General features: G+C 52.2%; 14 protein-coding genes and 2 tRNA genes. All 16 read left to right on the forward strand.

The window, feature by feature from the left end; translation table 11 throughout:
• The first annotated feature begins 82 nt into the window (after window positions 1–82).
• The 16 genes from Q0482_RS07825 (at window position 83) to rpoD (ending at window position 15,622) form a co-directional block, all read left to right on the forward strand.
• Window positions 83–1,405 (forward strand): 3-deoxy-D-manno-octulosonic acid transferase, encoded by a 1,323-nt coding sequence (locus Q0482_RS07825; protein ID WP_299145253.1) that lies wholly within the window; start codon window positions 83–85, stop codon window positions 1,403–1,405.
• On the forward strand, window positions 1,402–2,511 hold the full coding sequence (lpxK, locus tag Q0482_RS07830) for a tetraacyldisaccharide 4'-kinase (RefSeq protein WP_299145254.1): 1,110 nt from the start codon (window positions 1,402–1,404) through the stop codon (window positions 2,509–2,511). The genes Q0482_RS07825 and lpxK overlap by 4 nt, the downstream gene beginning before the upstream one ends.
• Complete coding sequence (kdsB, locus tag Q0482_RS07835; protein WP_299145255.1) at window positions 2,508–3,239, forward strand: 3-deoxy-manno-octulosonate cytidylyltransferase; 732 nt, start codon at window positions 2,508–2,510, stop codon at window positions 3,237–3,239. Before lpxK ends, kdsB begins: the two co-directional genes overlap by 4 nt.
• On the forward strand, window positions 3,236–4,075 hold the full coding sequence (gene kdsA / locus Q0482_RS07840; RefSeq protein ID WP_299145256.1) for a 3-deoxy-8-phosphooctulonate synthase: 840 nt from the start codon (window positions 3,236–3,238) through the stop codon (window positions 4,073–4,075). Before kdsB ends, kdsA begins: the two co-directional genes overlap by 4 nt.
• A gap of 481 nt (window positions 4,076–4,556) precedes the next feature.
• Window positions 4,557–5,528: a KpsF/GutQ family sugar-phosphate isomerase gene (locus Q0482_RS07845; protein ID WP_299145258.1), complete on the forward strand. Its 972-nt coding sequence runs from the start codon at window positions 4,557–4,559 to the stop codon at window positions 5,526–5,528.
• Window positions 5,528–6,061, forward strand: coding sequence for an HAD hydrolase family protein (locus Q0482_RS07850; protein ID WP_299145260.1), 534 nt, complete (start codon window positions 5,528–5,530; stop codon window positions 6,059–6,061). The genes Q0482_RS07845 and Q0482_RS07850 overlap by 1 nt, the downstream gene beginning before the upstream one ends.
• A 49-nt stretch (window positions 6,062–6,110) precedes the next feature.
• The gene (locus Q0482_RS07855) at window positions 6,111–7,097 is read left to right on the forward strand and encodes a lysophospholipid acyltransferase family protein (protein ID WP_299145262.1); all 987 of its coding nucleotides are present in this window, start codon (window positions 6,111–6,113) and stop codon (window positions 7,095–7,097) included.
• Window positions 7,094–7,639, forward strand: coding sequence for an LPS export ABC transporter periplasmic protein LptC (lptC, locus tag Q0482_RS07860; protein WP_299145264.1), 546 nt, complete (start codon window positions 7,094–7,096; stop codon window positions 7,637–7,639). Before Q0482_RS07855 ends, lptC begins: the two co-directional genes overlap by 4 nt.
• Window positions 7,636–8,487, forward strand: coding sequence for an LptA/OstA family protein (locus tag Q0482_RS07865; RefSeq protein WP_299145266.1), 852 nt, complete (start codon window positions 7,636–7,638; stop codon window positions 8,485–8,487). Before lptC ends, Q0482_RS07865 begins: the two co-directional genes overlap by 4 nt.
• Window positions 8,484–9,206, forward strand: a complete 723-nt coding sequence (lptB, locus tag Q0482_RS07870; RefSeq protein WP_299145268.1) for an LPS export ABC transporter ATP-binding protein — start codon at window positions 8,484–8,486, stop codon at window positions 9,204–9,206. Before Q0482_RS07865 ends, lptB begins: the two co-directional genes overlap by 4 nt.
• Before the next feature lie 31 nt (window positions 9,207–9,237).
• On the forward strand, window positions 9,238–10,323 hold the full coding sequence (locus tag Q0482_RS07875) for an LptF/LptG family permease (RefSeq protein ID WP_291056420.1): 1,086 nt from the start codon (window positions 9,238–9,240) through the stop codon (window positions 10,321–10,323).
• A gap of 712 nt (window positions 10,324–11,035) precedes the next feature.
• Complete coding sequence (locus Q0482_RS07880) at window positions 11,036–12,235, forward strand: DUF3084 domain-containing protein (RefSeq protein WP_299145270.1); 1,200 nt, start codon at window positions 11,036–11,038, stop codon at window positions 12,233–12,235.
• Window positions 12,232–12,666: a ribonuclease H gene (locus Q0482_RS07885; protein ID WP_299145272.1), complete on the forward strand. Its 435-nt coding sequence runs from the start codon at window positions 12,232–12,234 to the stop codon at window positions 12,664–12,666. The genes Q0482_RS07880 and Q0482_RS07885 overlap by 4 nt, the downstream gene beginning before the upstream one ends.
• A gap of 1,359 nt (window positions 12,667–14,025) precedes the next feature.
• A tRNA-Pro gene (locus Q0482_RS07890) sits at window positions 14,026–14,101 on the forward strand.
• 7 nt (window positions 14,102–14,108) lie between these two features.
• Window positions 14,109–14,185 (forward strand) — tRNA-Arg (locus tag Q0482_RS07895).
• 234 nt (window positions 14,186–14,419) lie between these two features.
• Window positions 14,420–15,622: an RNA polymerase sigma factor RpoD gene (rpoD, locus tag Q0482_RS07900; protein WP_299145274.1), complete on the forward strand. Its 1,203-nt coding sequence runs from the start codon at window positions 14,420–14,422 to the stop codon at window positions 15,620–15,622.

Here is a 15,622-nt window from a genome sequence, read left to right on the forward strand (position 1 = left end):
CCCCAATCCCCAATCCCCAATCTCAAATCTCAAATCTCAAATCTCTTCTCCCCCTGATTGTTCCGATAAAGGAGATATCCCATTGTACTGGTTTTATAACATCTGCCTGGTGGCTTACTGGATTCTCCAGATACCCCTTCTGATTTACCGGCTTGTTTTTGAAGAAGGCTTTTATGACAGGCTGAAGCAGAGTGCCGGCATTATGCCCACCCCTACGCTGCTGCAGATTGCAGACCATAATGCCATCTGGGTGCATGCTGCTTCCGTAGGGGAAGTGGTGGCAGCCAGCCCTATCGTGCGGGAACTTAAGAAAAAGTATCCTGACGAAATGGTAGTGGTGTCCGTGGTTACCGCCACAGGCCACCGCATGGCCCAGCGCATCATTCCCGAAGCGGACGGTCACATTTTCTTCCCCTTCGATCTGCCGGTGATTACGGAACGGATTGTAAATATTGTCAATCCCAAGGCTATCATTCTTATCGAGACGGAGCTGTGGCCCAATTTCCTGCGTCTGGCATGGAAGAAAGATATTCCGGTGATGATGATGAACGGGAGAATCAGCGGACGTTCCATGCGCCGCTATTCCCTCATCAAGCGGTTCACCACGAAAATGCTTCTTCAAATCCGAAAGTTCTGCATGCAGTCGAAAATCGACAGGGAACGGATTATTTCCATGGGCGCCCTGCCCGAGAGGGTGGCTATTACAGGAAATACGAAGTATGACCAGACCTATGCGGAAGTATCGGAGGAAGAAAGACAGAAGCTCCGGAAGGAATTTCGTTTTGACGGCGAAGGTCCCATCATTGTAGCCGGCTCTACCCATGGGGGCGAAGAGGAAATCGTGGTGCGCACCTTTGGCAAGATTCTGGAAAAGTACCCCCATGCCCGGCTCCTTCTGGCAGTCCGCGAAATTACCAGAGCCGCTTCCGTGCGGTTTATGATCAAGCACCAGGGCTACACCGTGCTCCGCCGCTCCAAAATGGGAACGGAGGAAGATGACGGAAAAGGCGCCCAGATCGTCATTCTGGACACCATCGGAGAACTGGGACGTCTCTACAGCCTGGCGGATGTGGTTTTCGTAGGCGGCAGCTTTGTAAAAGTAGGGGGCCATAACATCCTGGAACCGGCAGCCCACGGGAAGCCGGTGCTTGTAGGACCCTATATGTTCAATTTCCAGGAAATCTTCGAGCTTCTTTCCGAAAGAGGCGTATGCATCATGACGCCGGATGAAAAGTCCTTTGAGAAGACACTGCTGGAACTTCTGGGAAATCCGGAAAAAATGAAAAAAATGGGAGAAGCTGCTCTGGAAGTGGTTCATGAAAACCAGGGGGCTACGAAGAGAAATATTGAAGCCTTTGAAGATCTGGTGAAAGAATACGGTATCAAGCTGAGGGAAAAAGCATGAGTCTTGAAAATTATGTAACCGGTCTAATGAAAAATCGGGCTCCCTCTTTTCGGGACCGTCTGGTGCTCCATCTTCTGGAAAAGCTGGAAAAGGTATATCTTTCCCAGGTGGTGAAGAAGAGGGAAAAGGACATGGCCCATGCAGCAGACTGCGGGATTCCCGTTATTTCCGTAGGCAACATCACCGCCGGCGGCACCGGGAAGACGCCCTGCATTATCGCCATGGCGGAGCTGCTGGAGAAAGACGGATTTCATCCGGCCATTATCAGCCGGGGCTACCGGAGCGGCCTTGAAAAAGAAGGGGGCGTCGTTTCCGACGGGAAGCGTATCCTTGTATCCCAGAGCGCGGCAGGGGACGAGCCCTACATGATGGCCCTGAAGCTGCCAGAGGTGCCTGTGCTGGTGGGGAGAGACCGCATTACATCGGCCCGGCGGGCGAGAGAGCTGGGAGCGGATATGCTCCTTATGGATGACGGCTTCCAGTACTGGAAATTGAAAAGGGACAGGGACATAGTGCTTCTGGACTGCACCAATCCTTTTGGCTATGGCCATGGCCTTCCCCGGGGTCTTCTCCGGGAACCTCCGGACGCATTAAAGCGGGCCAGCCTTTTCATCCTGACAAAAAGCGACCAGGTATCGCCGGAAAAGGTGGAAGAAATCAAAGGACAGCTGGCGCGGGAAGCGGGCCCGGTCCCTGTGATTTCCGCCTGCCACCGTCCCGCAAAGGCGGTGCCCTTTGCCCGCTGGAAAGAAAGGGTCCATGAAGGAGACCTTTCTTCCATACAGGGAAAGCGGGCGTACCTGGTTTCAGGCATAGGAAATCCCAAGGCCTTTGCAGGAACTGCGAAGGAAGCGGGCTTTTTCCTTACCGGCGAGATGGCCTATGACGACCATCACCGCTATACAGAAGAGGACATACGAAATGTTATGTCCGAAGCGGTGAAGTATGGCGCTGATATGATTGTGACCACGGAAAAGGACGCTGTGAAAATGATGAACCTTCCGGAAATGGAAAGGGCAGTGGTTCCTTTTTATGTACTGGAAATAGAAATGGCCTTTCTGGGAGACCAAAGGCTCATTGAAAAGCAATGGGAGGATTTGAAATGAAAGTTGCATGCATTATTCCATCCCGGTATGCCTCTACCCGCCTTCCGGGAAAACCCCTCCGCATGATTGCAGGGGAAACGCTGGTACACCGGGTATATGAAAGGGCCCTTCTGGCCAAGGTGCCGGATACGGTGATCGTGGCTACGGACCATGAAGATATTGAAAAAGAAGTAAAGAGCTTCGGCGGGAAGGTGGTTATGACCTCCGTTAATCATCCCACCGGCACGGACCGGCTGGCAGAAGTGGCGGAGAAATTTCCCCAGTATGACATTATCGTCAATGTACAGGGCGATGAGCCTTTGATTGATCCCGATGTCATCGACGGTCTGGCCAGGGACCTCATGGACCATGAGGAGCTGGACATGGCCACCGTGGCTACCCCTCTTCGGAAAGAAGAATACGATGACCCATCGGCGGTGAAGGTAGTGGTAAACAGGAAGGGGGAAGCCCTTTATTTCTCCCGTTCCCTTATCCCCTATCCCCGTCATGATTTCGAAGAGCCGCCATTGAAGCATGTAGGCATTTACGCCTATCGCCGTGATTTCCTTCTGGCCTATGCGAAAATGGAACAGACACCCCTGGAAAAGACGGAGTCCCTGGAACAGCTCCGGGCCCTGGAAATGGGATATAAAATCGGCGTGATTCCGGTAAAGACGGAAGATATAGGCATTGATACAGAAGCTGACTTGAAGAAAGCCAATGAGTATTTTGAAAGGAACCACTTATGAAAACAATCCATGTAGGAAACCTTACCCTGGATGGGGAAAAACTTTTCCTCATCGCCGGCCCCTGCGTTATTGAAGGCTACGACCGGACCCTGATGATCGGACGGGAAATCAAGAAAATCTGCGACCGTCTGGGTGTTCAGTACATTTTCAAAGCGTCCTATGACAAAGCAAACCGTTCTTCCTACCATTCCTTCCGGGGACCGGGCCTTGAAAAGGGACTGGAAATCCTGGCGGACATTAAAAAGGAACTGCAGGTACCGGTGCTCTCCGATGTCCATGACGTTACCCAGCTGGCGCCGGCATCCAAAGTGCTTGATATGCTGCAGATTCCTGCCTTCCTCTGCCGGCAGACGGACCTGGTGTACGGCGCTGCCAAGACAGGCAAGCCGGTGAACGTGAAAAAAGGCCAGTTCATGGCGCCGGAAGATATGAAAAATGTGATTGAGAAAATGGAAGAAGCCCATAACCCGAACCTGGCAGTGACGGAACGGGGCGTATCCTTCGGCTACCATAACCTGGTGGTGGATATGCGTTCTTTCCCCATTATGCGCCAGTTCGGCTACCCCGTTATCTTTGACGCCACCCACAGCGTACAGCTTCCCGGCGGCATGGGCAGCTCCACCGGCGGCCAGCGGGAATTCATCCCCTACCTGGCAAGGGCGGCAGCAGCCTCCGGCGTAGACGGCTTCTTCATGGAAGTCCACGACAATCCGCCGGAAGGCCTCTCCGACTCCACCAACATGCTTTACCTCTCTTCCCTGGAAGACCTGCTGAAAGATCTGATTGCTATTAACCAGGTGGTGAAGAAGGATAAGGAAAAGGGTCTGGGGAAATAGTGAGCTGGTGAGCTAGTGAGCTGGTGAGTTAGTGAGACAGTAGGACAGTGGGATAGTATAGGCAGCTATCCGCTATCCGCTATCCGCTATCCGCTATCCGCTATCCGCTTGCCGCTTACCGGGAAATGGTTTCGAAAAGAGACGTCAGGTTATCAGACATCAGACTTCCCGCCGAAAGCGGGAATATAAAACTCATTGCCCGGGCGATACCACAACCTTCGCGCCATAGGCCTACCCCCTTTGGTGCCTGCGGCACCACCTTCACCCATAGGGAAGCGTGCCACTGGATTCTCAGTCGCCCAAGGGCTCCCTATGAATCCGGTTCCCCTGCCACCCCGCAGGCGGGGGGACAATAAAATTGGAGGGAACCCTCTGAACCCTTTGAACCTTTTCTCAATCATATATTTCAAAGAAAAAGTATTGTATAATAGAAAGAATATGGAATTCTATTTCCTTTGTATTGCAGCATGATGGAGGCAGTATGTCAGTCATTGAAACAGCTTCGAGAGTGCTCCGCGATGAAGCGGAGGCGGTGGTTTCCCTGGTGGATAAACTGGACGGCCAGTTTGAGCAGGCTGTTCATTTGATTGAAAACGCCAAAGGGAGGGTGGTGCTGACAGGTATGGGCAAGTCCGGTCACATTGCCCGCAAAGTGGCAGCTACCATGGCCAGCACCGGCACGCCGGCTTTCTTCCTCCATCCGGCGGAAGGTATTCACGGGGATCTGGGCATGGTGACCGCCGATGATGTGGTGATTGCCTACTCCAACAGCGGCGAAACGGCGGAAGTGCTGAATATTCTTCCTTCCCTGAAACGTATCGGCGCCAAGCTGGTGGCGGTGGTGGGGAAGACCCATTCCACCCTTGCCAAAAATGCGGATGCCGTGCTGGATGCGGGGGTGGCAAAGGAAGCGGACAGCCTGGGACTGGCACCGACCAGTTCCACCACCGCCGCCCTGGCTCTGGGAGATGCACTGGCAGTATGCCTCATGGAAAGGCACCATTTCACTGCCGACAATTTTGCCATTTTCCATCCCGGCGGCTCCCTGGGCAAGAAGCTCCTTCTCACCGTGGACATGGTGATGCACAAAGGAGAAGAAAATCCTCTTATTGTGGAAACGGCTTCGGTGAAGGATGCTCTCTTTGTGATGACCGACAAGGGCCTTGGCGCCGTGTCGGTGGTGGATGAAAAGGGACGGCTCAAAGGGCTCATGACCGACGGCGACGTGCGGCGGGGCCTGGAAAAGGGCGTAGATTTCCTGTCCCTGCCGGTGGATGCGGTGATGACTGTGAATCCCCATGTGATTCACAGGGAAAAACTGGCGGCGGAAGGGCTCCATATGATGGAAGAACACCGGCCCCATCCCATTACCGTCCTTCCTGTCACCGATGAGGAAGGAAAGGCCATCGGCATGATCCACATTACGGATCTCCTCAAACAGGGGGTTATGTGATGAAGAAGGCGGAGAAAATCAAACTGCTGGCCTTTGACGTGGACGGCACTCTCACCAGCGGCGTGCTGGTTATGGGAGGGACGGGAGAGGCCTTCAAGCTCTTCCACGCCAGAGACGGCTTGGCCCTTGCCCTGGCCCACCGTATGGGCTATAAAACCGCCTTCATTACAGGCAGGAAAAGTCCCATTGTGGAAAACAGGGGACGGGAACTGTCCGTAGATTTCATCCTTATGGGCATTTCCGATAAGGTAAGCGCCATGGAAAAGCTCCTTCAAGAGGAAGGCCTTTCCTGGGAAGAGGCGGCCTACATGGGCGATGACCTGAACGACCTGCCCCTTCTGGAAAAGGTGGGCCTTGCCGCTTCTCCCAGAGACGGGGTGAAGGAAGTGAGAGAGTGCGCTGATTTCATTTCCCGTTTTGAAGGCGGCCGGGGTGCGGCCAGGGAACTGATAGAAAAGGTAATGAAATCCCAGCACCGCTGGAAGGAAGCGGTGGATTCCTACCGGGACGGCAGCCATAGGGTGCAGCAGTAGGAGGATTTCATTTTGTATATAATTTTGTTTTCCGGAAAGAAGTGAAGCCATGTTATTCAATGTACGTTACGGGATATTGAAGGGAATCAGCAGCCTTCTCTGCTCCATGTCCTATGATCATATCCTGGCCATCGGGCGTTTTCTGGGCCCCTGCATTATGAACCGCATAGCAAAACAGAAGAAACGGGGAATCCGGCAGATTATGATCGGACTTGGCGTTTCCCGTCCGGAAGCGGAAAAGCTTTTGCAAAAGGTCTATGAAAATATAGGCATGTCTGCCATGGAAATGATGTACATGCCCCGCCTGTGCCGGGAGAAGGACCACATTGACGATTATGTGAAAATCGACCATCCGGAAAACCTGGAAGCTGCCTATGCAGAGGGCAGAGGTATCGTAGGCCTTACGGCCCACATGGGAAACTGGGAATGGCTGGGCGCCGGCCTTGCCCTTCACGGTTATGATACATCGGCCATCGGGAAGAAACAGTCCGACGATGCTCTCATGAAAATGATTAACAGCTACCGTGCCATGGCAGGGCAGCATATCTATCTCACCGGTACCGGCGGCTATGAAATGATTGCAGCCGCCCGTTCCATGAAGAAAAACCACATACTGGGTTTTCTTTCCGATAAGGATGGAAACAAGGTAGGGGTGCCGGTGCTTTTTATGAACCGTGTCTTTTCCTTCCCCCAGGGACCGGCGGTGTTTGCAAAGAAATTCAAAGCGCCTATCGTCCCCATTTTCATCGTAAGAAATGAAGGGGGAAGGGGCCACACCATCTGTGTGGGGAAACATTTCTATTATGAGAATACGGGAGACAAGGACAGGGATCTTCTAAGAAATTCCCAGAAAATGGCATCCATTATGGAAGATTTCATTAAGGAACATCCTTCCGACTGGCTCTGGTTCCAGCACCTGTTCTGGACCCGCCCCGGCAAGATCCGGATGTATAATGAACTCAGCCCGGAAGAAAAGAAAAAGTTTGCGGTAGGCATGGACGAAGAGTGGAACGAAACCAAAGGAGGAAAGGAATGAAAAAGAACCGGAATCTGATTTTAATTGCAGTGCTGGTTCTCCTGATTGCAGGAGGCATCTATTTCCTCTTTAAAGATGATAACAAAGGCATGCATGCCGCATCATCACAGGGCCCTTCCATCGAGTTCCATAATTCGGACATGAAGGAAACAAAGGACGGCAAGCTGGTATGGCGATTCAAAGCCGCCCATGTGACGGTGAGCAAGGACCAGAACCATGTTACCATGGAAAATGTGGAGGGCTATTTTGCTAAGGACGGCGACGAGCTCCATCTGAAGGCGGACCGGGGCAGGGTTGACCGCAGCACCAAAATTATTTATATTGAAGGCAATGTAGAAGGGTATGGCAAAGAGGGCGAAGAGCTCTATGCAGAAAACCTGACCTACGATGGCAATAAGGATATCCTTTCCACCGACAAGGCCTTTGTGGTGAAGAGGGATGGCAAGGTACTCACCGCCGACCGGTTCGAGGCGGACCGGGTGATTCAGAAGATTACGGCCAGAGGACATGCAAAGCTGGCAGATGAGGAGGGGACAAAGTGAGATTCTTATATACTGCACTGGCGGCACTGGCCATTTCCGTAGGCGCTGCCGGAGGAGCCATGGCTGATGATATTACAGCCGACGTTTTGACTTATGATGGAAATACGAAGGTAGTGACGGCCAGGGGGGACGTGGTAATCCATGCCAACCAGGGCGCTACCATTACCGCATCCCAGGGGGAGTACCACTTTGAAGACAGAAGCGCCTACCTGGAAGGCGGCGTACACTATGTGAAGGAAGCCACTACCCTGGATGCGGCCAAAATGTACCTCTACCAGGATAAAACCGCCCGGGGCATAGGCAGCGTTAATTTCCATGACGGCGCGGAAAACCGCACCCTCAAGGGAGACGATGTCATGTACAATCCGGATACGGGATTTGGCAAAATCGAAGGAAACGGATACCTGTCCTCTCCTGACGGCACCCTGGAAGCGCCCCACATTGAAGGCAACATGAAGCAGGTGAAAGTGGTAGCCACCGGCGGCGTAAACCTTTCCAGCAGCCTTCATAATGCCGTAGGCTACGGCGATGAAGCTGTCTATACAAGAACCGGCAGGGACGGCACCGACGGGAAACTGGTGCTTTCCGGCAATGCCTGGGTGAACCAGAACGGCAATTCCTTCACCGGGCCGGAGCTGGTGCTTAGGGACGCTGACAAAGTGGTGGAAACCACAGGCAGAAGCACCATTGTGATTACGAATACAGGAAGCACGGCAGACACATCGGATAAAGGGAGCTCTTCTTCCGACACGGGAAGCGCCCCCCAGGGACCGGTGACCGCTGCCACTCCTATTGCAGGACGGCCGGAGGAAGCCGGAGCCCCCCTGACAACGAAGGACAGCAAATGAAAATAGAAACACACAACCTTATCAAACGGTATGGAGAGCGTACCGTGGTGGACCATGTGAATGTGGAAGTGGAACAGGGCACCATCGTAGGCCTTCTGGGCCCCAACGGCGCAGGAAAGACCACCACCTTCTACATGATTGTAGGCATTATCCAGCCCGATGAAGGGGATGTTACCGTAGACGGCACCTCCCTGGTGGGCATGCCCATCTACAAACGGCACCAGTTCGGCATCGGATACCTGCCCCAGGAAGCCTCCGTATTCCGAAAAATGACCGTATGGGAAAATCTCATGTCCCTTCTGGAAACGAGAAAAGAACTGACCCCCGAAGAGCGGACAGAAAAGGCGGAAGCCCTTCTGGAAGAATTCCATATCGGTCATGTGAGGGATACCCAGGGCAATGCCCTTTCCGGCGGCGAGCGCCGCCGCGTGGAAATCGCCCGGGCCCTCACCATGGATCCTGCCTTCATCCTTCTGGATGAACCCTTTGCAGGCGTTGACCCGCTGGCGGTGGAAGACATCCAGAGCGTGGTGATGCACCTTAAAACAAGGGGCATCGGCATCCTGATCACCGACCATAATGTGCGGGAAACCCTGCGTATTGTGGACAATGCCTACATCCTTTCCGAAGGAAAAATCCTTCTGAAAGGAAAGGCCGATGAAATTGCCGTCAATCCGGTGGCGAAGAAATTCTATCTGGGAGAAAATTTCAGCTTATGACAGATACAACCAATCAGGGGAGGGAATTCTGATGAGACTTTTGGACAAATACACATTAAAAGAATTTCTCGGCCCCTTCCTCTTCGGCGTGGCCGCATTTACCGCCATCTTTTTGGGGGCGGATACCCTTTTGAAAATTGCCAGCTACGTGACGAAATACGGAGCGTCTCCCGTTTCCGCCCTTAAAATCTTCATCCTGGCCCTGCCCCGTATCGTGGTATACACATTCCCCATGGCAGTGCTCCTGGGGGCACTTATGTGCTTCTCCAGGCTCTCCGGCTCCAGCGAACTCATCGTCATGCGTTCCTCCGGACAGAGCTTCCTCCGCCTGGCGGCGCCGGTATTCATCCTTTCCCTCTTTATCAGCCTCTGCGCCGTGGCCTTCAACGAGTACGTGGTGCCCTGGACGAACCGGGAATATGAGTACGTGCTGAATACGGAAATCAAGAAGAACTTCAATCCCGGCGTTACGGACCATGTGGTGGTGCGGGATGTGCAGAACGGGAAAATCGTCCACCTTCTCTATGCCAGAAGGTATAACCCTTCCACTAAGGAACTGGAAAACATTACAGTCCAGGAATTCCAGAACGAAGAAGTGATCCGGGTGGAAAATGCCCCCAAAGCCATCTGGCAGAACGGCGTATGGGTCATGACCGACGGCATTATCTATGACCTCACCGGTGACGGCGTGGACCGCATGATGCACTTCGAACGGCAGGACATCCCCTATGCCCAGTCGCCGGAAGATATTCCCAAGGAAAAGAAGAACTATGATGAAATGACCATCCGCGAACTGCTCCTCACCAAAAAGGCCTATGCAGCAGCCCATGCGGATACTACTCCCATCATGATGGAAGTGCACCGCCGCTTCTCCCTGCCCATGGCAAGCTTCGTCTTCGCCATCGTAGGTGCTCCCCTGGGCGTACAGAAGCAAAGATCCTCCTCCTCCATCGGATTCGGGCTGTCCGTGGTCATCATCTTCCTCTACTACGCCATCATGACCTTCCTGGAAGCCCTGGGAAAAGGCCACGTCATGCCTGCCACCCTGGCAGTATGGCTGCCGAACCTCATAGCCCTTGTCACAGGCTGCTGGCTCATCCATCGGGTAGATAAATAAAAGAAAGAGTCGCGGGAATCCCTGCGGCTCTTTTTGCATGGAAGAAAAGTTTCCTGTCCGGCGTGGGAGCATTGCGAATCAGCTCAACGGGAAACTTTGTGCGAACAGTTTCCTGTCCGGCGTGGGAGCATTGCGAATCAGCTCAACGGGAACTTTTATGCGAACAGTTTCCTGTCCGGCATGGGAACACTGCGGGTCACCTCAGCAGGAAACCCTTCGCGAATAGTTTCCCATCCGGCGTGGGAGCATTGCGAATCAGCTCAATAGGAAACTTTTCGCAAACAGTTTCCTGTCCGTCATGGCTGCATTGTGAATCATCTCAATAGGAAACCTTTCGCAAACAGTTTCCTGTCCGGCATGAGAGCACTGTGAATCATCTCAGTAGGAAACTTTTCGCAAACAGTTTCCTGTCCGTCATGGGAACACTGTGGGTCACCTCAGCAGGAAACCCTTCGCGAATAATTTCCTGTTCGGTGTGAGAACACTGTGGGTCACCTCAATAGGAAACCTTTCGCAAATAGTTTCCCGTCCGTCATGACACATTTGTAAATCACCTCAGTAGGAAACTTTTCGCAAATAGTTTCCCGTCCGGCATGGGAACACTGCAGGCCATCTCAGCAGGAAACTGTCCCATCCCGGTATTTCATAAACATGGAAAAGACGGTATAATAAAATAGAATCATCTTAAGATTAAAAAGGAAGGAGGAATGTCATGTTTATAGGGGCTGCCATATTTCTTGTGCTGATTGTCATGGGCGGGGTCATTGCCTTTCTGGGGGACCGTATCGGCTCCAAGGTAGGCAAGAAGAGGATGACTCTCTTCGGACTGCGGCCCAAATATACATCGGTTATCGTGACCATTATTTCCGGCGTGCTCATTTCCTTCTCCACCGTTGCTGTCATGGCGGTGGTGAATGAAAATGTGCGGGTGGCTCTTTTTGGCCTGTCCCGGCTGCAGGCACAGATGAATGACCTGAACCAGGAAATCAAAGTAAAGAACAGGGAACTGGAAAAAGGAAAGCGCCAGCTGGAAGCCAGAAATAAGGAATATGAAGATGTGACAAAGAAGTCGGAGGAAACATCAAGGGAGCTGGACCGGGTAGAAAGCCAGCGCGTTTACATGGAGCAGGAGCTGGCTTCCGTGCAGGATGCCTACGATGAGGCCCAGGCAGGGGTAGAAAAGTCTGCCCGGGAAATCCAGGATCTGGAAAAGACAAAGGAAGAGCTGAGCAGCAATATCAGTACCCTGAATGAGGAAAAGAAGACACTCCTTGATAATATCTACGCCCTTCGGGAAGGACAGGTGGTGATGCAGGCGGGACAGATTCTTACCAGTGTCACAGTAGATGAGCATATGACCAGGGAGCAGACGGTGCAGGTGCTGGAAAGCGTGCTGAAAGATATTAACAATATGCTGAAGCAGCAGATGAATATTACCGATGACAGCGTGAACCTTGTCCGCATCAGCCAGGCTGATTTCGATAATGCGGTGCAGGAAATCGCCGGCGCTAAAAACAAGAAGCTGGTACGCATTGTGGCAGCCCAGAATCTTATCCGCGGCGAAAGGCTGATTGTTGATTTTGACATTCATGACAACCTTCTTGTATTCAGCAAAGGGGAAGTGGTATACCGGGGCAGTCTGGATGCCTATAAGGATATCCGGAATTACGAACTCCAGGTACTCCGTTTCCTGAAAGACCTGAACCACTATGCCCAGTCCAAGGGGGTACTGCCGGATCCCATCACCGGCAACGTAGGTGTGCTGGAAGGACAGGAACTGATGGATGTGATCCAGAAAGTCAAAGATTACGGAGGTCAGTGTATCCTTACTGTCACAGCCAAACGGGACATTTATTCCCAGGGACCGCTCCTCATTGATGTGCGGGTGGAAAGGAAAGGAGACAATCCATGATACTGGCCGTCGATCCGGGAAAGGATAAAACGGGCTGCGCCGTGGTGGAGGAAGACGGAAGCCTTGTGGTGAAGAAGGTAGTTCCCACTGTTTCCTATGAAAAGGAAATAGGCCTCCTCCTCTCCCGATTCCCAGTGCGGGCCTTCATCATGGGCAACGGCACCCGCCATCAGGAAATGAAAGACCGCAGCGAAAAACTGCTGAAAGCCATGGAAAGGGATATTCCGGTGATTCTGGTGGATGAAAAATACACCACGGAAATGGGAGAGGCTTGGTACTGGAAGGACCATCCCGCCAAAGGCCTTGCCCGCCTCATCCCCAGAGGCATGCGTACCGTCCCCGTGCCGGTGGACGACTACGTAGCCTGGATCATAGGAAATATCTACCTGGGACACGTGAGGGCAGAAGACGTGGGGCACAGGAAGGTGTAGATGCTGTGGGGCAATGCGAATCACAGCGGCAGGAAACCTTACGCGAATAGTTTCCTGTCCGGCATGGGAACACTGTGAATCATCTCAAGAGGAAACCTTTTGCGAATAGTTTCCTGTCCGGCGTGGGAGCATTGTGAATCACCTCAACGGGAAACCTTATGCGAATAGTTTCCTGTCCGGCATGGAAGCAATGTGGGTCACCTCAGTAGGAAACTTTTCGCAAATAGTTTCCTGTCCGACATGGGAACACTGTGTGTCACCTCAGTAGGAAACCTTTCGCGAATAGTTTCCTGTCTGGCATGGGAACACTGTGAATCATCTCAACGGGAAACCTTATGCGAATAGTTTCCTGTCCGGCATGGGAACAATGCGGGTCAGCTCAGCAGGAAACCTTTCGCGAATAGTTTCCTGTCCGACATGGGAACAATGTGAATCACCTCAACGGGAAACTTTACGCGAATAGTTTCCTGTCCGGCATGGGAGCATTGCGAATCATCGCAACAGGAAACTTTATGCGAATAGTTTCCTGTTCGGCATGGGAACAATGTGGGTCATCTCAGTAGGAAACTTTATGCAAATAGTTTCCTGTCCGACATGACACATTTGTGAATCACCTCAATAGGAAACCCTACGCGAATAGTTTCCCGTCCGGCATGGGAATGATGTGGGTCATCTCAGTAGGAAACCTTTCGCGAATAGTTTCCTGCCCGGCATGACACATTTGTGAATCACCTCAATAGGAAACCCTACGCGAATAGTTTCCTGTCCGGCGTGGGAGCATTGTGAATCACCTCAACGGGAAACTTTACGCGAATAGTTTCCTGTCCGGCGTGGGAGCATCGCGAATCATCGCAACAGGAAACTTTATGCGAATAGTTTCCTGTCCGGCATGGAAACAATGTGAATTATCTCAGTAGGAAACCCTTCGCAAACAGTTTCCCGTCCGGCATGACACATTTGCGAATCATCGCAACAGGAAACCTTTCGCAGATAGTTTCCTGTCCGGCATGAGAGCACTGTGAATCACCTCAGTAGGAAACTTTTCGCAAATAGTTTCCTGTCCGACATGGGAACACTGTGTGTCACCTCAGTAGGAAACCTTTCGCGAATAGTTTCCCGTCCGGCATGGGAACACTGTGGGTCATCTCAGTAGGAAACCTTTCGCAAACAGTTTCCTGTCCGACATGATAACAATGTGGGTCAGCTCAACAGGAAACCTTTCGCAAATAGTTCCCCGTCCGGCATGACACATTTTTGAATCACCTCAACAGGAAACCAGCCCACTATCTCACTATCTCACTATTTCCCATTTTTCCACTTGACGAATCGGGAAGAATGTAATAAAATATCTAAGTGTCACGGGGCATAGCGCAGTTGGTAGCGCACCTGCTTTGGGAGCAGGGGGTCGCCAGTTCGAGTCCGGCTGCCCCGACCAAAAATATGGCTCAGTAGCTCAGTTGGATAGAGCAACCGCCTTCTAAGCGGTGGGTCGTGGGTTCGAATCCCTCCTGGGTCACCATGAAAAGCATTCTTTCGGGAATGCTTTTTTTATGAACAAAAACAGGATCCATTATGGAATGAATTTTCTCTATTGCTTTTTGACTGCAAGTAGAGTATCATTGTAGTCTAACTTAAGAGAAACAGGGCGGGCTATTTCTAACGGGCTTCTGACGAAGCAGAAAACAATCATATAAGCTCCCTGACAGATTTATTTTGCTCAAAATATTTGAATGTTTGAGGAGGTGTCCCTAATTTGGCAGCTAAGGCAGCACAGCTTGCACAGTGGCTAAAGGAACTGCAGGAAAGGGTCAATGCGGATGGCAATCTTTCATACAATGAAATCATCCGGTTTACAAAAGAAAAGTCATTGACGCAGAAACAGTTGGATGGGATTTTTAATCTTCTTCATGAACACAATATCGATCTTGTGTACGATGAAGATGAAGATACCGGAGAGCCGGATGAAGCTGATTTCAGTGAAGATGATGATGATCTTTCCGAAGAGCTGATTCTGGAAAATGAGGAAGACGGCCTGGAAGAGGATAAGGACTGGAGCGGCTCCGATACAGCGGAGGCGGAAGAGGCGGACTATGGAGCTGCCGGCGGCGTTAGCGATCCGGTACGGCTCTATCTCCGCGAATGCGGTGCCAATCCGCTGCTCAGCGCGGAACAGGAAATGAACCTGGCTAAAATCATTGAAAAGGGCAAGAGAAAAGACGCTACGCCGGAGGAGAAGGAAGCGGCCAGAAATGCGAAGAAGGAAATGGCCAACGCCAATCTCCGTCTGGTGGTATCCATTGCCAAGAAGTACCCCGGCCGGGGCATGCCTTTCCTGGATCTCATCCAGGAAGGGAATATCGGCCTTTTGAAGGCAGTGGACAAGTTCGACTATACCAAGGGCTATAAGTTCTCCACCTATGCCACCTGGTGGATCCGCCAGGCCATCACCCGTTCCATTGCAGACCAGGCACGCACCATCCGCGTACCGGTGCACATGGTGGAAACCATCAACAAGATGAACCGGGTGGGCCGCCGCTTCCTGCAGGAACACGGCAGGGAAGCCACCAATGAGGAACTGTCCAAGGAAATGGGAATCAGCGTGGAAAAAATCCGGGAAGCCAAGAAGGCAGCCCAGGATCCTATCTCTTTGGAAACGCCGATCGGCGAAAAGGAAGATTCCCATTTAGGCGATTTCATCGAAGACCAGAAGACCGCGTCCCCGGAAGATGAAGCAGCAGCCACCATGAGAAGGGAACAGGTCTATAAGATGCTGGATACCCTGACGGAAAGAGAAAAGGGCGTGCTGGCTCTCCGCTTCGGCATGGATGACGGTACACCCCGTACGCTGGAGGAAGTGGGCAAGCACTTCGGCGTCACCCGCGAACGTATCCGCCAGATTGAAGGGAAAGCGCTGAAAAAATTGAAAAAGCAGGCCATGCCCATGGCTGGACTGTAA

The sequence above is a fragment of the uncultured Dialister sp. genome, assembly GCF_937959425.1.
Lineage (GTDB): Bacteria > Bacillota > Negativicutes > Veillonellales > Dialisteraceae > Dialister.

What these genes read in the sequence shown, in the direction of transcription:
- lpxK (WP_299145254.1), top strand. Translation starts at nt 1,402, where the DNA reads ATGAGTCTTGAAAATTATGTAACCGGTCTAATGAAAAATCGGGCTCCC.
- kdsB (WP_299145255.1), top strand. Translation starts at nt 2,508, where the DNA reads ATGAAAGTTGCATGCATTATTCCATCCCGGTATGCCTCTACCCGCCTT.
- kdsA (WP_299145256.1), top strand. Translation starts at nt 3,236, where the DNA reads ATGAAAACAATCCATGTAGGAAACCTTACCCTGGATGGGGAAAAACTT.
- Q0482_RS07845 (WP_299145258.1), top strand. Translation starts at nt 4,557, where the DNA reads ATGTCAGTCATTGAAACAGCTTCGAGAGTGCTCCGCGATGAAGCGGAG.
- Q0482_RS07850 (WP_299145260.1), top strand. Translation starts at nt 5,528, where the DNA reads ATGAAGAAGGCGGAGAAAATCAAACTGCTGGCCTTTGACGTGGACGGC.
- Q0482_RS07855 (WP_299145262.1), top strand. Translation starts at nt 6,111, where the DNA reads ATGTTATTCAATGTACGTTACGGGATATTGAAGGGAATCAGCAGCCTT.
- lptC (WP_299145264.1), top strand. Translation starts at nt 7,094, where the DNA reads ATGAAAAAGAACCGGAATCTGATTTTAATTGCAGTGCTGGTTCTCCTG.
- lptB (WP_299145268.1), top strand. Translation starts at nt 8,484, where the DNA reads ATGAAAATAGAAACACACAACCTTATCAAACGGTATGGAGAGCGTACC.
- Q0482_RS07875 (WP_291056420.1), top strand. Translation starts at nt 9,238, where the DNA reads ATGAGACTTTTGGACAAATACACATTAAAAGAATTTCTCGGCCCCTTC.
- Q0482_RS07880 (WP_299145270.1), top strand. Translation starts at nt 11,036, where the DNA reads ATGTTTATAGGGGCTGCCATATTTCTTGTGCTGATTGTCATGGGCGGG.
- Q0482_RS07885 (WP_299145272.1), top strand. Translation starts at nt 12,232, where the DNA reads ATGATACTGGCCGTCGATCCGGGAAAGGATAAAACGGGCTGCGCCGTG.